At 68.8% G+C, this 21,269-nt stretch carries 11 protein-coding genes; 3 read left to right on the top strand and 8 right to left on the bottom strand.

Annotated elements, in window-relative coordinates; translation table 11 throughout:
* Window positions 1-3: 3 nt before the first annotated feature.
* The 6 genes from ABZS43_RS06260 to eccA all read right to left on the bottom strand — a co-directional run bounded on the left by ABZS43_RS06260 (window position 4) and on the right by eccA (window position 11,212).
* Window positions 4-6,180, bottom strand: a complete 6,177-nt coding sequence (locus tag ABZS43_RS06260; RefSeq protein ID WP_355034752.1) for an SDR family NAD(P)-dependent oxidoreductase — start codon at window positions 6,178-6,180, stop codon at window positions 4-6.
* Window positions 6,177-6,521, bottom strand: coding sequence for an acyl carrier protein (locus tag ABZS43_RS06255; protein WP_355034751.1), 345 nt, complete (start codon window positions 6,519-6,521; stop codon window positions 6,177-6,179). The genes ABZS43_RS06260 and ABZS43_RS06255 overlap by 4 nt, the downstream gene beginning before the upstream one ends.
* A 224-nt stretch (window positions 6,522-6,745) precedes the next feature.
* Complete coding sequence (locus ABZS43_RS06250; protein WP_355034750.1) at window positions 6,746-7,504, bottom strand: alpha/beta fold hydrolase; 759 nt, start codon at window positions 7,502-7,504, stop codon at window positions 6,746-6,748.
* 20 nt (window positions 7,505-7,524) lie between these two features.
* Window positions 7,525-7,731, bottom strand: coding sequence for a hypothetical protein (locus tag ABZS43_RS06245; protein WP_355034749.1), 207 nt, complete (start codon window positions 7,729-7,731; stop codon window positions 7,525-7,527).
* Window positions 7,732-8,044: 313 nt separating this feature from the next.
* Entirely contained in the window at window positions 8,045-8,749 is a 705-nt protein-coding gene (locus tag ABZS43_RS06240) for a hypothetical protein (protein WP_355034748.1), read from the bottom strand.
* A gap of 645 nt (window positions 8,750-9,394) precedes the next feature.
* Complete coding sequence (gene eccA, locus ABZS43_RS06235; protein ID WP_355034747.1) at window positions 9,395-11,212, bottom strand: type VII secretion AAA-ATPase EccA; 1,818 nt, start codon at window positions 11,210-11,212, stop codon at window positions 9,395-9,397.
* A gap of 228 nt (window positions 11,213-11,440) precedes the next feature.
* Here eccA and eccD point away from each other — a divergent pair, with 228 nt between their 5' ends.
* The 3 genes from eccD to eccCa are packed head-to-tail and all read left to right on the top strand — an operon-like array spanning window position 11,441 to window position 18,340.
* Entirely contained in the window at window positions 11,441-12,895 is a 1,455-nt protein-coding gene (eccD, locus tag ABZS43_RS06230) for a type VII secretion integral membrane protein EccD (protein ID WP_355034967.1), read from the top strand.
* Complete coding sequence (gene mycP / locus ABZS43_RS06225) at window positions 12,867-14,318, top strand: type VII secretion-associated serine protease mycosin (RefSeq protein WP_355034746.1); 1,452 nt, start codon at window positions 12,867-12,869, stop codon at window positions 14,316-14,318. Before eccD ends, mycP begins: the two co-directional genes overlap by 29 nt.
* Window positions 14,315-18,340: a type VII secretion protein EccCa gene (gene eccCa / locus ABZS43_RS06220; RefSeq protein ID WP_355034745.1), complete on the top strand. Its 4,026-nt coding sequence runs from the start codon at window positions 14,315-14,317 to the stop codon at window positions 18,338-18,340. The genes mycP and eccCa overlap by 4 nt, the downstream gene beginning before the upstream one ends.
* Window positions 18,341-18,431: 91 nt before the next feature.
* Here the strand turns inward: eccCa and ABZS43_RS06215 are convergent, their stop codons facing one another.
* Together ABZS43_RS06215 and ABZS43_RS06210 are read right to left on the bottom strand one after the other, a co-directional pair.
* Window positions 18,432-18,815 carry a hypothetical protein gene (locus tag ABZS43_RS06215; protein ID WP_355034744.1) on the bottom strand — a complete coding sequence of 128 codons (384 nt, stop codon included), beginning with the start codon at window positions 18,813-18,815 and terminating at the stop codon, window positions 18,432-18,434.
* Between the two features lie 95 nt (window positions 18,816-18,910).
* The gene (locus tag ABZS43_RS06210) at window positions 18,911-21,226 is read right to left on the bottom strand and encodes a hypothetical protein (protein ID WP_355034743.1); all 2,316 of its coding nucleotides are present in this window, start codon (window positions 21,224-21,226) and stop codon (window positions 18,911-18,913) included.
* Window positions 21,227-21,269 lie beyond the last annotated feature (43 nt).

Below are 21,269 nucleotides of genomic sequence, written 5' to 3'. Positions count from 1 at the left end.
ATGTCACGCGATCCGATCCGATTGGTCCGTCATGGTTTTCGGGTCGGCTCCGATGGTTTCGATTCGGTTCCGCCGGAATTTGGGGGCCAGCGCCGCGTCCGAGATCAGCCGCACGTCGGCGAACCGCAGCAGCACCCGGCCGTCGCGGGTGCAGGCCAGGGCGTCGCCCTGCCCTTGGGCGCCGGTGATCCGCAGTGGACTCACCACGACGAGGAACTCCGCATCGATGGGCAGCGGTGCGCGGACCTCCACGGCGCCGATGCCCGCGGGCAGCGCGTTGAGGCCCGTCATGCGGTGCGCCAGCACCCCGATCGCCTGTAGGAGCAGGTCCGCCGGTTCCGGCGCATACGCCCCGGCGCGGAACAGTCCGCCGCCGATCGCCTCGGGTACCGGGCGGCACAGCGCCACCAGACCTCCGTCCGCCGTCGCCGCGGTGCCGATGATCCCGGCCAGAATGGGGCCGTGGAACAACACACCGTCGGCGTAGGCGGTCACCGGCTCGAAGCCCTCGAAGGCGGGCAGAGTGACGACCGCCGGCCCGGTCAGCGTCTGATCCGCGGGGACCGAGGCCCGGAAGCGCGGGCGGCCCGCCTGGTCGGCGACGACGACCTGCTCGCCGGTCACCGTCACGGCCAGCTGTTCGGGTGAGTCCGGCTCGAAGACAACACCTTTCAGCACCGAGAACCCGGTGAGCCGGGTCGTCTCGGCACCGCGTAACCGCTGCGCGGCGCCCAGGATCGCGCCGACCGCCGCGGTAGCGAGCAGCACCGGGGCGCCGTCGATCGCGTGATCGCGCAAGACCGGGTCCCACGCGAGGCCGGTGACCGGCACCCCGAGCACGGTCGGTCCGGTCGGGACCGGACTCGGCGCCACGGGCGTCGGCGGCTGATTCGGTCCGACCACGCACACCACGTCGCCGGCGCGTTCGGCGGCGAACTGACCCGCGAGGAAATCGGCGCCCCGCGCGAGCGGGATCAGCGGGACCCCGCGTTCGGTGAACATCCGCGCCAGTTCCGGTGTCACCATGCCGCCCTCCCACGCACCCCAGATCATGGCGGTGACCCGGGTGCCCGGCTGTCGGCGGCGCAGTGTGGCGGCGATCCTGGTGAGCGCGGCATTGGCACTGGCGTAACCGGATTGCCCCAGGTTGCCGAAGAATCCGGCGAGCGAGGAGAACAGCACCACATGTCGCAGGCGTTCGGCGTCGACCGCGTCCAGCACCGAGCGCAGCCCGGCCACTTTGGTCGCGAGCACCGCTGCCACGTCCGCGCGCCGCTGGTCGATGATCGCCCGGTCCGCGATGACGCCCGCGCCGTGCACCAGACCGGTGATCCGCGATCGGTACGGAGCCAGCGCGGCGGCGGTGGCCGCGGTATCGGTGATGTCGACGGCCAGGTACTCGGCGGTGGCACCCGCCGCGTGTATCCGGTCGAGGGTGCCGCGGATCTCGCGGCCCGCCACCAGCGTTCGGTAGGTGTGCTCGACATCGCGCGGAGTCGGTGTGTCACCGGCCGCGCGCGCTCGGGCGATTATCGCGCCCTTCAAATCGGATTCGGGAACTCCGGCGGCCCATTCGGGTTCGTCGGCGAGCGGGCTGCGCCCAAGCAGCAGCAACCCGTTTCGATAGCGTCGTGCGAGCTCGACGGCACAGGCCGCGGTGACGCCGCGCCCACCACCGGTGATAACGAACAGATCCGCCTCGGTCGGCTCCGAAATCGGATTACCTTGGGGCAGCAGCGGATCGGTGCCGTCACCGGGCCCGGCGACGAGCTGTCGGCGACGGCCGTCGGTCGCGATGCCCACCTCCGCGGGCCCGGTGTCGGCATCCGATATCTCGGCGAGCACCCGCTCGACCGCTCGCGCGATCGGTAGTTCCGGGCTCAGGTCGAGCGCCCGGCAGAACAGCGAAGGCGCCTCGATGGCAAGTGTCTTCGTCAGCCCGGGCAGACCGCCGAGCAGTCCAGCGGCGTCGCGGGCGCCGGACAGCCCGTGCACGCCGTCGACCCGGCTGACGGTCACGAACGCGGCCCGGTCGCGCCGGGCCGCGCGCTCCAGGCAGCGCTGACTCGCGGCGGCCAGCAACTGCGCCGCTTCCAGTGCTGCGACCGATTCCGGCCAACCGACCGGGTCGTCCGGTGCGAAGAAGATCACCAGATCGACGCGGTCGGAGGTGTCCCATCGCGTGGACTCCGTGCCGTGTCGCACGATGAACCCGGACGCGGCGAGGGCGCTCGCGACCGGGCCGATCAGGGCGCTGTCCGTGCCGGCCAGGACCGCGACGGACTGCTCGCCGTACGCCGCGGCCAGCGGATAGACAGCGGGGAGTTCGACAAGGCGCGCCTGCATCCGGGCGATCCCGGGTACGGGCGCGCCGTCAGCTTTTGGGTGGACACCACCGCCCACGCCCTCGGCGAGGAAGGTGGCGATGCCACCGAGCGTGCGCAACTCACCCATCCGCTCGGGGCCTGCCTGCGGACTGTCAGGGAAACGGTCCTGGAGCGCTCCCATGATCTCGACGCGCTTGATGGAATCGATGCCGAGGTCGGCCTCGACATCCATGGTCAGTTCCAGCATGTCGGTCGGGTAGCCGGTCTTGTCGGCGACGACCTCGAGCAGCGCCTGCTCGACAGTGGCGGCGACATTCTCGACAGTGGCGACATCCTCGGCGGGCGCGGCGACCGGAGCAGACGCGGCGACAGCGGTGTGTTCCGGCGCGGGAACAGGTGCGATCGGCGCGGGCGGGGGAACGTGAACCGTTGTCGCCGGAACGAATTCGGTTTCCGGGATCGATCCGATCGCCGCGGGCGCTTGGGCGTCCGGCGTCGCCGGGACATATCCGGCCGCCGGCATCAGCGGGGCGGCGGCCGGTGGAAGCTCCGGACGATGGAGGACGGGGCCCGGCACCGGCTCGGGCCGCGACACGCGCTCCAGCGGATGCCGGACCGGAGCGACGGCGCCGAGTCCGGCCTCCAGGTAGGCGAGGCCGAGTTGCACCTCGCTCGCGTGGCTGTGTGCCTGGCCTATCGACACGCTCTGATCACTGACGGCGACCAGACCGGCCAGGGTCCGCTCATCGAGCGAACCGCGGCGGGCGTCGTATTCCAGTATGCCGCTGAGGCGTTCGGCCACCCGAAGCTGACCCGCGAGATATTCGCGATGCATCGCGAAATGGTCGGCGACCATGTCCGCGGTCGCCGTGGGAGTGACCGAAATCGTCGCGGCGGGCTCGACGGGCCGCGACGGCGGGTACCCGTTTCCGTTGCCGTTACCGTTACCGTTGCCGCCGTTACCGTTGGCATGTCTGCCGTCGTGGCTGCCGTCGACGTGACCGTCGGCGTTCACGGGCGGCGTGATCCGATATCCGTTCTCCAGAGCGTCCTGATAGGAGCGCCTGCGCTCCTCTGGGACGAAATTGCTGCCGTTCAAGGAGATCCTCATTCCTTTGCTCTCGGGTATTTCACGGACCGGCGCGCTGTATCGGTCGAAACCCGCCAGCGGCAGCCCGAGCACGGCGAGCCGCGCGGCGAGCTGTTTGAGGCTGCGGTCTCCGTCGCCGCCGGGACCGGCATCCGCGGCGAGCACGACGACGTCCTCGTGCTCCGCGAGGGTTCTGCGCACCAGGCCGGACAGCACCGACTTGGGACCGAACTCCACGAAGACTCGGAAACCCGCCTCGTACAACTGCCGCACACGCGGCGCGAAGGCGACCGGCTGGGTGATCTGCTCGACCAGCACCCGGCGGTTGTGCTCGGCGTTCTCGCCGTACTCCGCACCCGCGGTGTCGGCGTACACCGGAAACGCGGGTGCGGCGAACGGGACTTCGGCGACCACGCTGCCGAACACCTCGACAGCGTGTGCGACATAGGGGGTGTGGAAGGCTGCCGACACCGGCAGCAGCTCGGCCGACAGACCGGCGGTCCGTGCCGCGGTGACGAAATCCCGCACCGTTCGCGTGCCGCCGCCGACCACCGTCTGCTCGGGTGCGTTGATATTGCAGATCACCACGTCGGGGTGCGCGGTGAGCAGCTCGGTCAGCGCTTCGGGGTCGCAGTGCAGCGCCGCCATGGTGCCGCGATCGGAGATTTCGTCGGGCAGATGCGCCATCGCCGTGCCGCGCGCCCAGGCCAGGGCGTGGAAGGCTTCGTCATCGAATACGCCCGCCGCCCACAGCGCGGTGAGTTCGCCGAAACTGTGGCCGAGGGCTGCCTGTACGTCGAACCCCAGCTCGGTCAGGTAGCGGTACTGACCGGCGGCCAGCGCGCCGATCGCGGGCTGGGCGTAGTCGGTGCGTCGGAGCGCCGCTTCCTGGGCGGCGGCGGTTTCGTCATCGAAGGCCTGGGGCGGGTAGAGCACCCGGCTGAGCGGCTCGCTCGGGTCGGACATCAGACTGGCGGCGTCCAATGCCGCCCGCACCGTGGGGACGGCCACGGCGGCGCGAGCCCCCATTCCGACGTACTGACTGCCCTGTCCCGCGAACAGCGCGGCCACCTTGCCAGGCACCCCCGCGCGGCGGCGATAGCATGTCCCCCCGGGCAGTTCGAACGACTCCGCGGTGGGTGCGGCACGAAGCCGCTCGGCAGCGGTGTCCCGCAAGGCGTCGAGTTCGGCCGCGGTACGCGCTACCACGGCGAGGCGGGCGTGCTCGGCGGGTATCGCCTGCTCCCCCGCACCACCGCGCGGGTCGCTCGCCATCGCGGCGAGCAGGCTATGCGCGTCCGTGGCGTGCCACACGTGAACGCGGTAATCCTGATGCAGGACAGCGGATTCCACGCCCGATTCGTATTCCTCCAGCACGCAGTGGAAGTTGGTGCCGCCGAATCCGAAGGATGAACTCCCCGCGCGGCGGACCGTGCGGCGCGGCTCGAGCAGCCACGGGCGGGTGGAGGTGTTGACCCAGAACGGCGACTTCGGAAACTCCGCGCCGCGACTGGGTTCGGTGACATTGATGGTGGGCGGCAGCACCTTCTGATGCAACGCGAGCGTGGCCTTGATCAGCCCGGCCGCGCCCGCGGTCGCCTTGGTGTGCCCGATCTGCGACTTCACGCTGCCGATCGCGCAGAACTGCTTCTCGGTGGTGGCGGCGCCGAACACCGCGCGCAGCGCCGACACCTCGGTGTGGTCGCCGACAGCGGTGCCAGTGCCGTGGCATTCCAGCAGGCCGACCTGCTCGGGCTCGATACCGGCGTCGGCGTAGGCGCGTTCGAGCGCGACGGTCTGGCCCTCCTCGCGGGGCGCGTAGATACTTTTGAAGCGGCCGTCGCTGGAGGAACCGATACCGCACAGCACGGCGTAGATCCGGTCGCCGTCGCGTTCGGCGTCGGCGAGCCGCTTGAGCGCGAGCATGCCGATGCCCTCACCGATCATCGTGCCGTCGGACCGCTCGTCGAACGGTCGGATGACCTCCGACTTCGATAACGCGGGCGTCTTGGAGAAGCACATGTACATGAGGATGGTGTTCTCGGCGTCACAGCCACCGGTGATCATCAGATCGGCTCGGCCGGACACCAATTCCGATACCGCCATGTGCACGGCCGCCATCGAGCTGGCGCACGCGGCGTCCACGGTGCAGTTGGTGCCGCCCAGGTCGAATCGGTTGGCGATGCGGCCGGCGATGACATTGCCGAGCATGCCGGGAAAGGAGTTCTCCTCCCACGGCGCGTAGGCCTTCTCGAATTTGGCCGCGATCTCCTCGGCGTCGCGTTCGCTCAGCCCGCAACTGCGCACCACTTCCTTCAGCACCGGGGTCTGCAATCGGCTCGTCAGCGGCTGGGCGAGCGAATTGGTGCCGATGACGCCGAGGATGCAGCCGGTCCGGCTCGGGTCGTACCAGGTGGAACGCGGGGCACCGGCATCGGCGAGGGTCTGCTTGGCCACGACCAGGCTGAGCAGTTGCAGGACGCCGGTGACCTCGAGCTGGTTGGGTGGCAGGCCGAACTCCATGGGATCGAAGTCGACGAACGGCAGGAAACCGCCGCGCTTGGCGTAGGTCTTGTCCGGCGCGGTGGGGTCAGGATCGTAGTAGTCCCCGATTTTCCAATGTGTCGCCGGAACGTCTTCGATGCAGTCTCGTGCCTCGACCACGTTGGACCAGAATTCGGACAGATCGGTCGACTGTGGGAACAGCGCGCCCAGGCCGACGATCGCGATCGGGGTATCACCGAGTTTCGTGGAATTATTCATATCTGTGTCCTCGTCGGCGCGCGATGCTCGGCCGTGCCGAACCGAATCTCCTCTGTGGCAATCGTTTCCGCGGCAATCGTTTCTGTGGTAATCGTTTCTGTGGCAATCGTTTCCGAGACGATGTAGGCGGCCAGTTCACTGACGGTCGGGTGGTACCACAGCGCGGTGGCCTCCAGCTCGATACCGAGCCAGGTCTCCAGCTCGCCGGCCAGGACCAGCGCCCGGGCGGAATCGAGGCCGAAGGAGTCGAAGTAATCGTCGTGGGAGATCTCCGACGGGTCGACATGTGTCGCGCAGGCGATCCGGTCGGCGAGCCAGGCCCGCACCCGCTCGACGGTCACCCCGGGTATGACGGCATCTTCAGTCATGACAGAACTCCGGTCAGAGAGGCTGGAATGCCGAGAACTACGCTGTCGACGGCGCGAAAGCCGCTGCCCCGGTGCGATTTCACGAACCACGGTGCGGCAGGCAGTGACACTGTAGGAACCACTCGGTTCGAACCGCACCCCGTGGCGCCGGAAAATTCTTGGAATCCACCTTGGTGACATGTCGGTGAACTGCGGACTCAGCCGGCGAGCCGCAGTGCGGAATTGACGATCGCCGCGACGTCGGCGGGCACCAGGTCGAGATAGAAGTGGCTGCCGGGGAACACGTGCAGTTCGAACGGTCCGGTGGTGTGCGCGGACCACGCGCCGACCTGGGCCGGGGTGGTGATCGGATCGTCCACTCCGGTCAAGCCGATGACTGGACAGCGCAACGGCGGGCCCGGCCGGTAGACATAACCGGCGACGGCGGCGAAATCGGCACGCACGGCGGGCAGCACCGCGGCGGCCAGTTCCGGCGCCTCGCGCAGCAACCGAATCGAGGCGGGATCGTTGGCCAGGCGCGCCATCTCGTCGATCAGGGTGGCGTCGTCGGCGTTCGGTAGCCAATCACCCGCGGGTTCCGACGGCGCCGAACGACCGGATACGTACAGGGCGGCGAGTGTCGTGCCGCCGGCCTCGAGCAGACGAGCGGTCTCGAAGGCGACGGTCGCCCCCATACTGTGCCCGAACAGCGCCGGTTCCCGGCCGAGCAGCGGCTCCAGCGCGGGCGCGATGCGCGCTGCCAGCCCGGTCAGCGACGAGATCGGGGCCTCCCTGATACGTTCTCGACGCCCCGGATACTGCACGGCGTAGACGTCGGCCGCCGGATCGATATGCCGGGCCAGGTCACGGTATCCGGCCGCCGCGCCGCCCGCTGACGGGAAGCACACCAGGGCGGTGCTCGCCCCGGGTTCGCCGCGCAGCCGACGGATCCACGTCGCGAACAGGTCGCGCGCCATATCGGATCTCCCCGTGCCGGTCAGGATCGGCCCGAGTCCGGAACCAGCTTCTTCTCCGACGCCAGCAGTCCGAACGCGGCCGTCTTCGCGGGGCACTCCCCGACGGAGCAGTTCTTGTGGATCTGCATGGTGTAGTGGGCGTTCGTCGTACTGGACACGGCCCACGATGTTGTGCCGCAGTCGAATCGTTCGGCCAGCAGCACGGTGTGCACGATTGGAGTGTTCACGGCGTCCTCCGCGAGTCGGCCCCCGGAACCGGGGCATCGGTTCGGGGGACGGTTCCCGCCCTGCCGGGCAAGGGGGGCGGGAACCGCCGTCCCGTCGAGACAACTACCGGGTTACCTCGATTTCCCACGGCCCGCGATGAGGGGTGATCCCGAGGGATCGAACGAGCCGCGCTATTGATCCTGCCTGGTCCGTGCCGGTGTCCGCCGCCACGGACGGCCGGATTCATCGACCGTTCAGTTGTTCACGTGCACGCCATATCCGTTCACGCACAGCAACTTCGCCCCGGCGCGGCCGGGCGGGACCTCGGGCGCGTTACTTCGCCGGGGCGTTGAACGGCCCCGAGATGGTCGTGAAGTACTGGATCGCCGCGCCGATCGAGACCGGGGCGGTGACCAGGATCTGCCCCACCAGCGTGCCGATCGCGCCGACCGCGACGATGCCCGCGACACATCCGACCGCCGCGGCCGGGACGAACGGTCCGAACAGACCGATGATGGTCGCCGAAGCGACGGTCGCGCCCGCGATACCGCCGAGAACACAGCCGAGCGCCCCGCCCGCGAGGCCGCCGACGAGGGTGCCGATGGTGGCGCCCGCGCTGATGGTGGACGTCAATCGGCTCCAGGCGGCCTGCTCACGGTCGTAGGGCGTCTTCCACGGCGCACCCTCCTCGTAGGGCAGCGCGACCGGCCGGTACACCGCGGCAGCCGGGTCCAGATTCGGAGTCAGGGTCGCGGTGTGGCCGGAAATGGCTGCGGCGATGGGGAATTCGAAGTCATCGAGGCGGAACGTCAGCGGGGTGGCGGCGACTACCGTGCCGCCGCCGGTCTTGACCTCGAACGCGCCGTCCTCGACCACGAGGGAACCGGAGTCGACGGTGACGATCGAGCGGCCGTCGTCGGTGGCCCTGGCGGTGAAGTTGATCGGGGTCTCGGCCGGAGCGGCCGCACTCACGGCCGCGGACATGACACCGGTCGCGGCCAGCAGTGCGACGGCGGTGGCGAATTTGGTTATTTTCATCGTATCTCGCTGATCCTTCATCGTATTCGAGAATTCGTGGGACGCGTTGTCCGGCCCGACGACCCCACGATCGTCGAGCCGGTCCAATCCTGTGCGGTCCCGGTCACGGCACCCACTGCGTTCCATCCCAATTCATCGATTGTTAGAGAATTAACACTCGCGCCATTTCGATTTCGACGACTCGCCGCACGATTCCGGGAAAGCGTCCGGCGAGTTCGACCGAGGACCAATATCACCCGGCACCGATGGTTCACGGTGAATTCACGCCGAATCGCTCGATCCCCGAACGATTCTCGATACGACCCGCACGAAACGGCGGCGGGCGGCCGACGCGCCCGGCGCCGAACACAGTGTGCCGCTCATCGGGAGCGAAAGACGGCCGGGCCGATTCGGTCACGAGTTCGGAATCGTCCGAACCGGATACGGGAGAAAGGCTCCACACGGTCGAGGGAATTCGGATATCGGGATTCCGGATCGCGGAACCGAATCGCGCCCGATCGGCCGTGATTCCGCGGCGGGCGGTCAGCGAACGGGACGGGACTGTTCGGCGGCGTGGCGGGAACGCACGCGCCGCGGCGTCGAAATCATCCAGCGGGACTCCCCCGCGGCCCACCGGGCTCGCGGGTGGTCAGCGAGCCGATATCACTACGTCAGCGACGCGAGAACGATCTGCAGCGCGTTGCGCATATCGGCGGGCTCGATCCGCATCAGGGTTTCCTCGTCGAGACTGTGCGGGTCCAGGCTCTCGTCCATCGCGAGCCGGTATTCCCGCTCCTCCTCGGCACTTTCGATGACATTGCGGATGAAACGACCGTTGCCCGCGATGTCGACACCGCGACGCGACAGGCCGCTCTGGTCGATGCGTTCGGCGTCGTACAATTCCGCGCAGGCCGCGCGCAGCAGATCTATCGCTTCATCGGCGACCGTGGAATCGCGTTTACCGGCGATGAATCTGCCGATATCGCACAACTCGTCGGGCGAATACGAGTCGAATTTCACGCGTTTGGCGAAACGCGAGGCCAAGCCGTCATTGCTGGCCAGGAATCGGTCGATCTCACCGTCGTAGCCCGCGATGATCACCACCAGCCGATCGCGGTCGTTCTCCATGCGCGCCAGCAAGGTGTCGACTGCCTCGCGCCCGAACGCGTCACCGCCGGACAACCCGGACTGGATCAGGGTGTACGCCTCGTCGATGAACAGCACGCCGTCCATCGCCGAATCGATGAGCTGATTGGATTTTATCGCGGTGGAACCCAGATGCTGCCCGACGAAGTCGGCACGCTTGGTCTCCACCACCTTGTCGGTCTTGAGCAACCCGAGCCCGCAATAGATCTTGGCGACAACACGCGCGATGGTGGTCTTTCCGGTGCCGGGCGGGCCGGTGAACGCGAGGTGCTGCCCGCGCGACATGCTGTTGAGCCCCTTCTCCGCCCGGATCTTGGCCATGGTGGCCGAGGATTGCAGCTTGGCGACCTGAACCTTCACCGCGGCCAGGCCGATCTGGGCGTCCAGCTCCGCACGGGCGGCAGCCAGGATCACCTCGGCCCGGTGGTGCTGCTCCTGTTCGGCGGCTTCCTCCAGTGACGGCGCCGAAGCCGGATCCCAGCGATCGGTACGGGATTCGATGTGCTCCTTGGAGGTGATCACGATCCGGAACTTCGGATCACGTATGGCCTTGGCGTTGGCCGCGAAATCGGGTACCTGGGTGTAGACCGTCTCGAACAGGGCCCTGGCCTCGTCCTCGTTGCCCTGTTCGCGCAGCGCCAGGCCGCGGCAGTACATCGCGGCGGTGCGGGCCGCCGGAATCGGTCCGCGCTCGGCCAGTTCCAGCCGTCGGGTCGCCTCACCGAGCAGGCCCAGGTGCGCGCACGCCGTGCCGACCATGACATGCGCGCCCGCGGCCATGTATTTGTCCGGCCATTCCGCCGAGCCCGCCAGCACCGCCATCACGTCGGGCCAGAGCTGGGCGGTGAAGTACAGCACGCCGTGCGCGTAGGCGCAGACTCTGTCGTCGACATCCCGCTCCGGATCGTCGACGAGCTGCCTGCGGCGATACGCCAGCTCCCCGAGCGCGCGCTCGGCCTCGTCGTATTCGTTGTCCTCGACGAGTCGCATCGCCCAGGCGAGCCAGATCTCGGTCGAACTCGCGATCGGATAGTCGATGTACTGCCCGATCTGGAAACGCCCGGCGAGCTGGCGCGGTGGCAGCCCGAGTCGGCGTTGTTCGCGATACAGCGAGGTAGCGGAGGTCCGGTGCAGCTGGCGCAACACTTCTCGGCTCATGTCACCGGCGGCGACGCGCCCCAGCCACGCGTCACACATGTCCGGGTCGAGTTCGGTGGCGCGGCGGAACGCGACCTTGGCGTAGTCGAGATTCTTCGCGGCCTGCTGACCGTCGACCATCAGACCCAGCGACAGCACGCCCGCGTCGAAGATCTGTTGCGCTTGCCGAGTGGCTGACATGCCCGCAACGTATCCGCCGGGGGATCCGGTGGCATGCCGGACCGTGCGGCGCGCACCGGGTGTTCACCGCCGGTTCACGCGCCGAAGCGCCGGGCGCGGAATAACGCCATGTCGGTTCCGGCCGTCCGGTGACAGCGAGGGAAACTCCGTCCACGCCACCTGCGAGCGATCAGCCTCGTTGCTACCTTCCCGACATCGCAACCAAGGAATTCGGGAGTCTTCAGCGTGATGGAATCGACGGCCATCGAGCCGCAGCTGTGCCGAGTCTCGGTGATCGGCGGTAACACTCAGGTCGACGTGGTGCTGCCCACCGCGATCCCGATCGCCAATTTCATTCCGGATGTGGTGGCGCTCATCGCATCCCGCAATCCCGACCTGTCCGAGCACGACGACAACGGCCCGCTTGCCGCGCAGCACTGGACGCTGTCGCGACTCGGTCGCGGCGCGATCGATCCGGGGCGCACGCTCACCGAGGCCGAGGTCTTCGACGGTGAGCTGCTGGTGCTGCGCGCGGTGGACTCGGTCGAGGCGCCAGCGCTTTTCGACGATGTCATCGACGCGGTCGCCCGGCTGACCGAGAGCTCATTCCGTGGCTGGACCTCGGAATCGGCGGGCCTGGCCGGCCTGGCGGGCGCTGTCGCCGCGGTCGCGTGCGCGGGCCTGCTCCTGCTGGTCGCCGCGGCGCACGGTTCGGGAGCCCTGGCTGCCGCCGCCGGTCTCGGCATCGGGCTGCTGACGCTGATCGGCGCCGGGCTGGTGGCCCGGATGTACGCGGCGCCGTCGCCGGCCGGTGCGCTGGGGCTGTGCGGCCTCCTGCTGATCGGCAGTGGCGCGGCGGCACTGGTACCCGGCCCGGCGGGGTCGCCGCATGTGTTGCTCGGGTGTTCGGCCACCCTGCTGCCCGCGGTGATCGCACTGCGCGTCATCGGGGGTCGACCGACGGTGTTCGCAACGGTCGTGACCGTCGCGGTATTCGGCATCGCCGCCGCGGGTACCTCGACACTGTGGGACGTGGCGCCGTACAAGACGGCGACCGCGACCGTAGTCGCCGCGCTGCTCGCCATCACGCTGGCGCCGCGGCTCGCGGTGGCGGCCGCCGCGCTACCGGTGCCGCCGGTGCCGACCGCGGGCGGGGTGATCGACCCGCGCGACCACGAGCCGCGTCCCACGATCGAAGGTATCGGCGCGATCGGCGCGACGGCGATCCCGTCGGCGGCGGGGCTGGGCCTGCGGTCCCGGCTGGCCAACGACTACCAGTCCGGAATGACCATCGGCATCGTCGTGGTGACCGTCTGCGCCACGATCATGACGGTGGCCGGGGCGAGTGGACATCGCTGGCAGGCGGACGCGCTGGCGGGTGCGGTGGGTATCGTGCTCACCCGGCGCGGGCGGTCGTTCTCCGATCTGACCCAGGCCGCGACGCTGGTTGCGGGTGGTTTCGCGGTACTGATACCGACGGCGGCGCTCGTCGGCATCGGCGTGCCGGACGCGACCCCTGCCGCGGCGGGCGCACTGCTGGTGATCGCGGCGCTCGCCATGCTCATCGGGGTGGCGGGGCCGAATCTCGACGTGTCGCCGGTAGTCCAGCGAGCCGGTGAAGTGCTGGAGTACTTCATGATCTGCGTGATCGGCCCGCTGGCCTTCTGGATTCTCGATGTCTACGCCGTCGCCCGCAATGCGTGAGCGTGTTCTTCGGCGGCGCGGCGCGGCGCGCACCGCCATCGACACGATCACCGCCGCCGCCCTGTCCGTACTGCTGGCCACGGCGCCTGCCGGTGTGGCGCGGGGCGTCGCGCCGCCCGGTGTCGATCCGGGCGCGTTGATCACCGGTGCCCCCGTCGCACCACCGGAACCGTCACAACAGCGGTTGCTGTGCTCGAACCCGATCTGGACCGGCCCGGCGCCGACGGGTGTCCCCGCCGCCCAAAAGGCGCTCGGGCTCGAACGCGCCTGGGATTTCAGCCGCGGCGAAGGACAGACCGTCGCGGTGATCGACACCGGCGTCAACCGGCATCCGCGGCTGGCGGTGGTCCCGGGGGGCGACTACGTCTCCGACTCCGACGGCACGGCCGATTGCGACGGGCACGGCACGTTGGTGGCCGGAATCATCGCGGGCAGCCCCGCGCCCGACGGCAGCGACGGGTTCTCCGGCGTCGCGCCGCGCGCGACGATCCTGTCGATCCGCCAGACCAGCCTCGCCTACCAGGCCAAGAACAGTTACGGCGCGGAGCAGTCCGGCGGCATGTCAGCGGGCGGCTACGGAACGGTCACCACGCTCGCGCACGCGGTGGTGCACGCGGTCGACATGCACGCCTCGGTCATCAACATCTCGGAGGTCTCGTGTCTGCCCGCCGGCGCGGCCCCGGTGGACGGCGCACTCGGCGCGGCCCTGAAATACGCCAGCGACCGCGATGTCGTCGTGGTGGCGTCGGCGGGCAATCTGCAATCCCAGGGGGCTTGCAAGGAGCAGAACGGCACCGCGGGGTGGAACGCGGTGAATACGATCGCGACACCGGCCTGGTTCTCCCCGTATGTGCTGTCGGTCGCCTCGGTCGAGGCCGACGGAGCACCCTCGCCGTTCACGTTGTACGGACCGTGGGTCGGCGTCGCCGCTCCCGGCAGCAATCTGATGTCTCTCGACAGCGCGCCCGGCGGCACCGGCCTGGTCAACGGCACACCGCAGGCCGACGGCCAGGTGGCGCCGGTCAACGGGACCAGCTTCTCCAGCGCCTACGTCGCGGGTCTGGCGGCGTTGGTCCGCGCCAGGTACCCGCAACTACACGCGACGCAGGTGATCGACCGCATAGTGCGTACCGCGCACGCACCGGGTAACGGGCACGACAGCCGGGTCGGTGCGGGCCTGATCGATCCCGTCGCCGCGCTCACCGCGGTGCTGCCGCCGGTGACCGGTCGCGATCCCGCCGGGGGCAAACAGATCGCCGCCCCGATACCGCCCGCGCCGCGGGACCCGTGGCCGCGTCGGATCGGTGTGGCGGGCGCGGTGATCTGCCTGACGCTGCTCGGACTGGCACTGCTCCTGTCCGCTCCGTTCCGGCGCAGACAACCCCTCGTCCTGCCGGGCGACGACTTCGAGGAACGAGTGTGACTACGCAGGGATTCATCCGACTGGCCCGTATCGCGCCGCCCCGCTCACCCGGCGGCGAGGTGGTCCTCAACGCGCCGCCCGAGATCACCTCGCCGGTGCCGAGCCCGCTGTGGCAACGTCTGATGCCGATCGTCATGGTGGTGGCGATGGTCGGCATGGTTGGCCTGATGTTCACTGTCAGCGGCAAATCCATGCTGACCAATCCGATCACCATGATGTTCCCGATGATGATGTTGATGTCGATGGTCGCGATGTTCGCGGGCCGCACCGGCGGTGGCGGAAAACGGGCCGCCGAACTCAACGAGGAACGCAAGGACTATTTCCGATATCTCGAGCAGTTGCGCGGCGACGTGCGCGGCACCGGCGCCGCGCAGCGCGAGGCACTGCTGTGGAGCCATCCGCATCCGGTCGATCTGCACGCCCTGATCGGCACCCGCCGCATGTGGGAACGCAGGCCGGGCGACCCGGACTTCGGCCATGTCCGCATCGGGGTCGGCAGCCACCGCATCGCCACCAAACTGGCTCGCCCCGAGACCGGACCGCTCGAGGACCTGGAACCGGTGTCGACGGTGGCGCTGCGCCGGTTCGTCCGCACCCATTCCGTGGTCCACGGCCTCCCGACCGCGATCTCGCTGCGCGCGTTCCCCGCGGTCAACATCGACGGTCCCCGCGAGTACGGCCGGGAACTTGTCCGGTCGATGATCCTGGAACTGGTCACCTTCCACGGCCCGGACAACCTCGCCGTCGCCATTGCCACCGCCGATCCCGACGGCGAGGCGTGGCAGTGGACCAAATGGCTTCCGCACCTGCAACATCCCCGCGACAGGGACGAAATCGGCTCGGCCCGTATGCTCTACGAGTCACTGTCGGAGCTGGAGACCGCGTTGTCGGAGGATCTGCTCGAACGGGGCCGTTTCCTGCGCAACGCCCCGCCGACATCCGGGCGGCTGCACGTGGTGGTGGTGATCGACGACGGCTATGTCAGCGGCTCCGAGCGCGTCATCAGTGACGCGGGCCTGGACTCGGTGACCGTGCTGGACCTGACCGCCCCCAAGAACGGACTCGCGGTGCGCCGCGGCCTGCAACTGGTGGTCGAGCAGGACACCATCGGCGCCCGCACCGGTGGTTCGGTGGAGAATTTCGCGGGTCCCGACCGGGTCGCGGCGGACACGGCGGCGACCTTCGCACGCGCGATGGCACGCTATCGGATCGCCACCACCGCCCAGGTCGTCGATCTGGGCGACGACGTCGGCGGAGATCCCGGCCTGATGACCCTGCTCTCGATTCCCGACGCGGCCACCATCGAGCCGACCACCGTGTGGCGACCCCGCTCCGCGCGCGAGCGGCTGCGGGTGCCGATCGGCGTCACCCCCGACGGCACGGCGGTCGAGATCGATATCAAGGAGTCCGCCGAGAACGGCATGGGCCCGCACGGACTGTGTATCGGCGCGACAGGTTCCGGAAAGTCGGAATTCCTGCGCACGCTGGTCCTGTCGATGGTGACCACGCACTCACCGGATCTGCTGAATCTCGTCCTGGTCGACTTCAAGGGTGGCGCGACCTTCCTCGGTCTCGATCCGCTGCCCCACGTGGCCGCGGTCATCACCAACCTCGAAGAAGAACTCTCGATGGTGGACCGCATGCGCGACGCGCTGGCCGGCGAATTGAACCGCCGCCAGGAACTGCTGCGCGCGGCCGGAAACTTCGCCAACGTCACCGAATACGAGAAGGCTCGCGCCAACGGCGCGCAACTCGATCCGCTGCCCGCGCTGTTCATCATCGTCGACGAGTTCTCCGAATTGCTTTCGCAGAAACCGGATTTCGCTGAGCTTTTCGTGATGATCGGACGACTGGGCCGCTCGCTGCGAGTGCATCTGCTGCTGGCCTCGCAGCGCCTGGAGGAGAACCGGCTGCGCGGCCTGGACTCGCACCTGTCCTACCGGATCGGTTTGCGCACATTCTCCGCCGGGGAATCCCGGCAGGTGCTCGGCATCACCGACGCGTACCACCTGCCCGGGCAGCCCGGCGCGGGGTATCTGAAAAGCGACTCCTCGGACCCGTTGCGGTTCAACGCCACCTATGTCTCCGGCCCGTACGTGCCCGCCGTCGGTCGTCGGGCCGACGGCGGACCGAGCAGCGCCACATCGGGCGCCGTCGATCCGTTCACCGCCGCGCCGGTGGCGGTGCGCGCGGCGCCGAGTCGGGAAGTACCGCTGCCCGATCTCAGCGAACTCCTCGCCGATCCCCCACCCGTGGAATCGGAACGGTCGCTGCTACAGGTGGTGGTCGAGCGGCTGACCGGGCACGGCACGCCGGCCCACGAGGTGTGGTTGCCGCCACTGGATATCTCGCCCTCCGTCGATATGCTGCTGCCCGAAAAGGATTGGCGTTCACCCGGCAACCGCACCGGCAATCTGTGGCTGCCGATCGGCATCATCGACAAGCCCTACGAGCAGAAACGCGATGTCCTCACCATCGATCTGGCGGGCGCGCAGGGCAATGTCGCGGTCGTCGGCGGGCCGCAGTCGGGCAAGTCGACCACACTGCGCACCATCATCGTGGCCGCCGCCGCCACCCACACTCCCGAACAGGTGCAGTTCTACTGCCTCGATTTCGGCGGCGGCACACTCGCGGCGCTCAACGGCCTGCCGCATATCGGTTCGACGGCCGGACGGCTCGAGGGCGACCGGGCCCGACGCACGGTCGCCGAACTCGGCGTGCTGCTGCGCAGGCGTGAGGCCCGGTTCCTGGAACTCGGCATCGAGAACATGCGTGATTTCCGTAGATTGAAGGCGGCGATCGCACAACTGCCCGAGGACGAGCGAGCGGCGCATCCGCTCTCGGCGGATCAGTTCGGCGACGTCTTCCTGGTGATCGACGGCTGGGCCGCGTTCCGGGAGGAGTTCGAAATGATGGAACCCCAGGTGCATGTGCTGGCCGCGCGCGGTCTGTCCTACGGAATCCACCTGATGCTCGGCGCGAACCGCTGGGCCGAGATCCGTCCCGCGGTCAAGGACCAGATCGGCACCCGCATCGAGTTACGCCTCGGTGAACCGTCGGACTCGGAGATGGATCGCCGTGCGGCAGTGCATGTTCCGATCAACCGGCCCGGCCGCGGGATGACCACCGACAAATTGCACATGTTGATCGCCCTTCCCCGCCTCGACACGGCGGTCGATCCGAATACCCTGTCCGAGGGGGTCTCGACGGCGAAGACGGAACTCGCCCGACTGTACGGCGATCGACGCGCCCCCGGAGTCCGCATGCTGCCGCTCGAGCTCCCCCGCGATCAGGTGCTCGACACCGCCCGCGAGCAGGGCATCCGACTCGACGAGACGCGGTTGCTGATCGGCTCGAGCGAATCCGAACTCCAGCCGGTTGTGCTGGATTTCGCGGAGCAACCACATCTGCTGATATTCGGCGATGTCGGCTGCGGCAAGACGACGCTGTTGCGCAATATCGCACAGGGCATCGTCGAGAATTCCCATCCGAACAAATCGCGCATCATCCTCGTCGACTATCGCCGGACCATGCTCGGCGCGATCGATGGCCCCCATCTGGCCGGATATTCGACCTCGGCCCAGACCTCGGTGCCCACGCTGAAAGAGGTCGCGCAATTCGTGTCCGATCGCATCCCCGGTCCCGACATCACCCCGGCCCAGCTGCGTGAGCGCAGCTGGTGGACCGGGCCCGAGGTGTACGTGATCGTCGACGACTACGACATGGTGGCGTCCAACAATCCGCTGCTGCCGCTGGTGGATCTACTCCCGCAGGCCCGTGACATCGGTCTGCACGTGATCATCGCGCGCCGCGCGGGTGGCGCGTCGCGGGCTCTCTACGACAATGTGCTCGGCCCGATGAAGGATATGTCGGTCGGCGCGTTTCTGATGAGCACGCCCAAGGACGAGGGCGTGCTGCTCGGTGACGTGCGCCCGGCACAGTATCCGCCCGGGCGCGGCATGCTGGTGTCGCGCACCCAGGGCCGCGAGCTCGTCCAGATCTGTCAGCTACCCCCGCTGTGAACCCTGCGGGGGCATCCGTTCCCATCGGGCGGCCTCACGTGAAGGCGGTGGCATCACGTGAAGGCGGTGGCATCACGTGAAGGCGGTGGCATCACGTGAAGGCGGTGATCGACGACTCCTCGGTGTTGTCCAGACCGCCGGCCGCCCGACGCATGCCCCGGGCGAACTCCGCGAGCGTCCGCGCCATATCGAAACCGCCCTGGAGCAGTTCGACGCTCATGGTCGCGTAACCGTCGGCGCCGGACGCGAACGTCCTACCGTAGGAATCGGTGCCCCACGGGGGTTGGTCGGCCGACACCGAGCCGACCACGACGGCCGCGTTATCGGTCGGCTGCGCCGAAATCGGGTCGCCGCGCCCGGTGAGAGTGTGTACCAGGGTGTCGAGCGCGTCGTTCACGGCCGCGTGCACGCGGTCCAGTCCTTCCGCCCCGAGCCGTAGCCGGTCCGTCGATTCTATCGAAATACGCTGCGCCACATCTCATCCACTTGGTCACTGTCTCGAGTAGTCCACTCTCGCAATGGATTCGAGACAGCACCGAGATGGCGTGTGACAGACGGCGAAACATATTCCTAACACGAAGTTCTGATGCCGCGTTCGCAGCCAGTGCCACCGTCGCAGCCATCGTGGTCGCCGTCGCAGCCCTCCTCGTGACAACCGCGGTGATCGCAGCCGTCGCCATGACGACAACCATCGCCGTCGCAGCCCTCATGGCGACACCCGCCGCCATCGCCCTCGGGCGGCGGCGAGACCGGCGGTGGGGTCCCCCATTCCGAGGGATCCGGCGCCGCCGGTGCGACGTACGGGCTGATCTTCGGAGCGTGGTACATGTCGAGTTTCGGCCTGGTCTTGCCGCGTAGATCGGTACCTTTGCTCTGATGGTGATCCGCGCCGGGACCGCCTGTGCCGTACTTTTTCCCGAGCCGTTCGCTGCGCATCAACGCCCGTTTCCACCAGGTGTTCTCATCGGCGCCCGGTGGCACGATCGTCGTGGCCTCACCGTCGGCCTTGCGGTTGATCGCCTCACGGCTGACGCGCACCATACGAAGGTCGTCGGCGCGGCTCTGGGCGCTGTCCGCCACGCGCTGGAGGTCATCGGCGCGGGTCTGCAATCGGTCCGCCAGGCGCTGCTGTTGGCTCGCTCGTTCGACGGCGGTCTCCAGTTCGTCGCCGACGCGGGTTCGCCTCGCCTGCGCGCGAACCACTTCCGCCTCGGCGGACTCGAGCAGGCGCGGGTCGGGATTGTCCGCGGCGCGCTGCTGTGCCAGCTGGTTCCTGGCGTCATCCACCTGGCGTCGCGCGTCCACCACCGCGGACTTCGCGGTGGCGACCGCTTCCTGCGCCGTCGTCGCGCGAGTCTGCTGCGTGGTGGCTCGCCCCTGCGCGGCGTCCGCACCGGTCTGGGCGATGTCGGCCCTCTCCTGGGCCACCTCGGCCCGTTGCTGCATGGCGTGGGCACGCCCGGACATGCGCGAGGACCATGGCGGCTGCCGGTCCACCGATTCCGATCCCGACGGCTCACCGAGCGCGCGGGCACGCGGCCTGAGCTGCTCGGGTGGTTCCCTTTCACCCGATACCCGTCCCGTCCGGTCGCCCGTGGTCCGCGGCGCGTCCGCCGTCGGATCGGTCGGTTGCGCCCGCAGCTGGGGCTGGCGCAGACGCAACTCCCGCTGGTACTCGCGCAGATTCGCGGCATCCTGGCGATCGAGGGCGCGCAATCGTCGTCGTTCATGCGCCGAGAACGGCGCCGATCGATCGATAGCTGGCCGCTCCACCGGTACGGGACGCTGGGGGCCCTCGGTGGACGGCGTGCCGCCCGCAGCCGCGGCTCGGCTCGCTGGCGCGTATACATTCCCCTCGGCGTCGACCTGGAAATGGCGGAGAAATCCCGTCCGTGAGGGACTGTCCGGGATCCGATTCAGCTGGAACAGGCCGCGGCTCCCGCCCGCGACCGCGCCACGCAGCGGTCCGCCCGTCATCGCCGAGCCGAGTCCGGTTCCGCTGAAAGCACCGTGCCAGTCACCCGAATTCATCGCCGACCCGACCGCACCACCCGCGGTACTCACCACACCTCCGAACGTGCCGACAGCCGCACCGCGGAACACACTCGCCGCGGGACCGAGGCTGTTGGTGAGCCTGCCGATGGACGCGTCGAAACCGATACCTCCCCAGTGGCCCGCGGCCCGGCCGGTCAACGAACCGAGATAGGACGAACCGAACGACAGCAACACCTCGTTGCCGTTGAGCGACCGCCGGGTGCCCCCGGCCAGCTGACCACCCTGGACGGCCAGATCCAGTACTGCCGCCTGCGCGCCCGACACCGCGCCTTTGACCGCGTAGGTGGACAAATTCTTGACGACCAGCCTCGCCCATGACCGCTGTCCGACGGCTCCGGCGACCCGCAGGATCGCCCGCTCGATCGTGTCGATCGCCAGGTCCTCGAGCAGGCGCAGGCTCGACCTGGTGCCGTTCACCGCCGCCGCTTCCAGGGCCGGAGCTGTCGGCGGGAACATCCAGGCCCACGCGATTTCCACGGCAAGCAGGGCGTAGGAAAGGATCATCATCAACTTCGCCTGCTGCACCGTCGTGCCGAAATCGAAAGCGGCGTCACCGATCTCGTCGAAGGCCGTGGCCAACGCGTCCAGTGAACCGGTACCGTGCAGCAGGGTGTCGAACAGCGCGCCGATGGTTTCCGCGCCGGAGCCCGCGGTGTATGCCCCCATCGCGTCACGCTGGACGGCGGCCAGCGGATCGATCTGGGCGGCGATCACCTTCGCCGCCTCGTGCCAGGCCGCGCTGATGGCGAACAGCGCGTCCTCGTCGCCCTGCGGCGGGTCGATGCCGACCAGCCAGCCGAGCCACCTGACGTCGGGCGGGATCTCGATCATGGCGTGGCCACCGGAAGCGTGCGCATCCGTGCGGCTTCCATTC

This window comes from Nocardia sp. NPDC005366, from assembly GCF_040606855.1.
Lineage (GTDB): Bacteria > Actinomycetota > Actinomycetes > Mycobacteriales > Mycobacteriaceae > Nocardia.
Note: the sequence above shows the minus strand (reverse complement) of the source record. Positions and strands in the feature narration are given on the sequence as shown.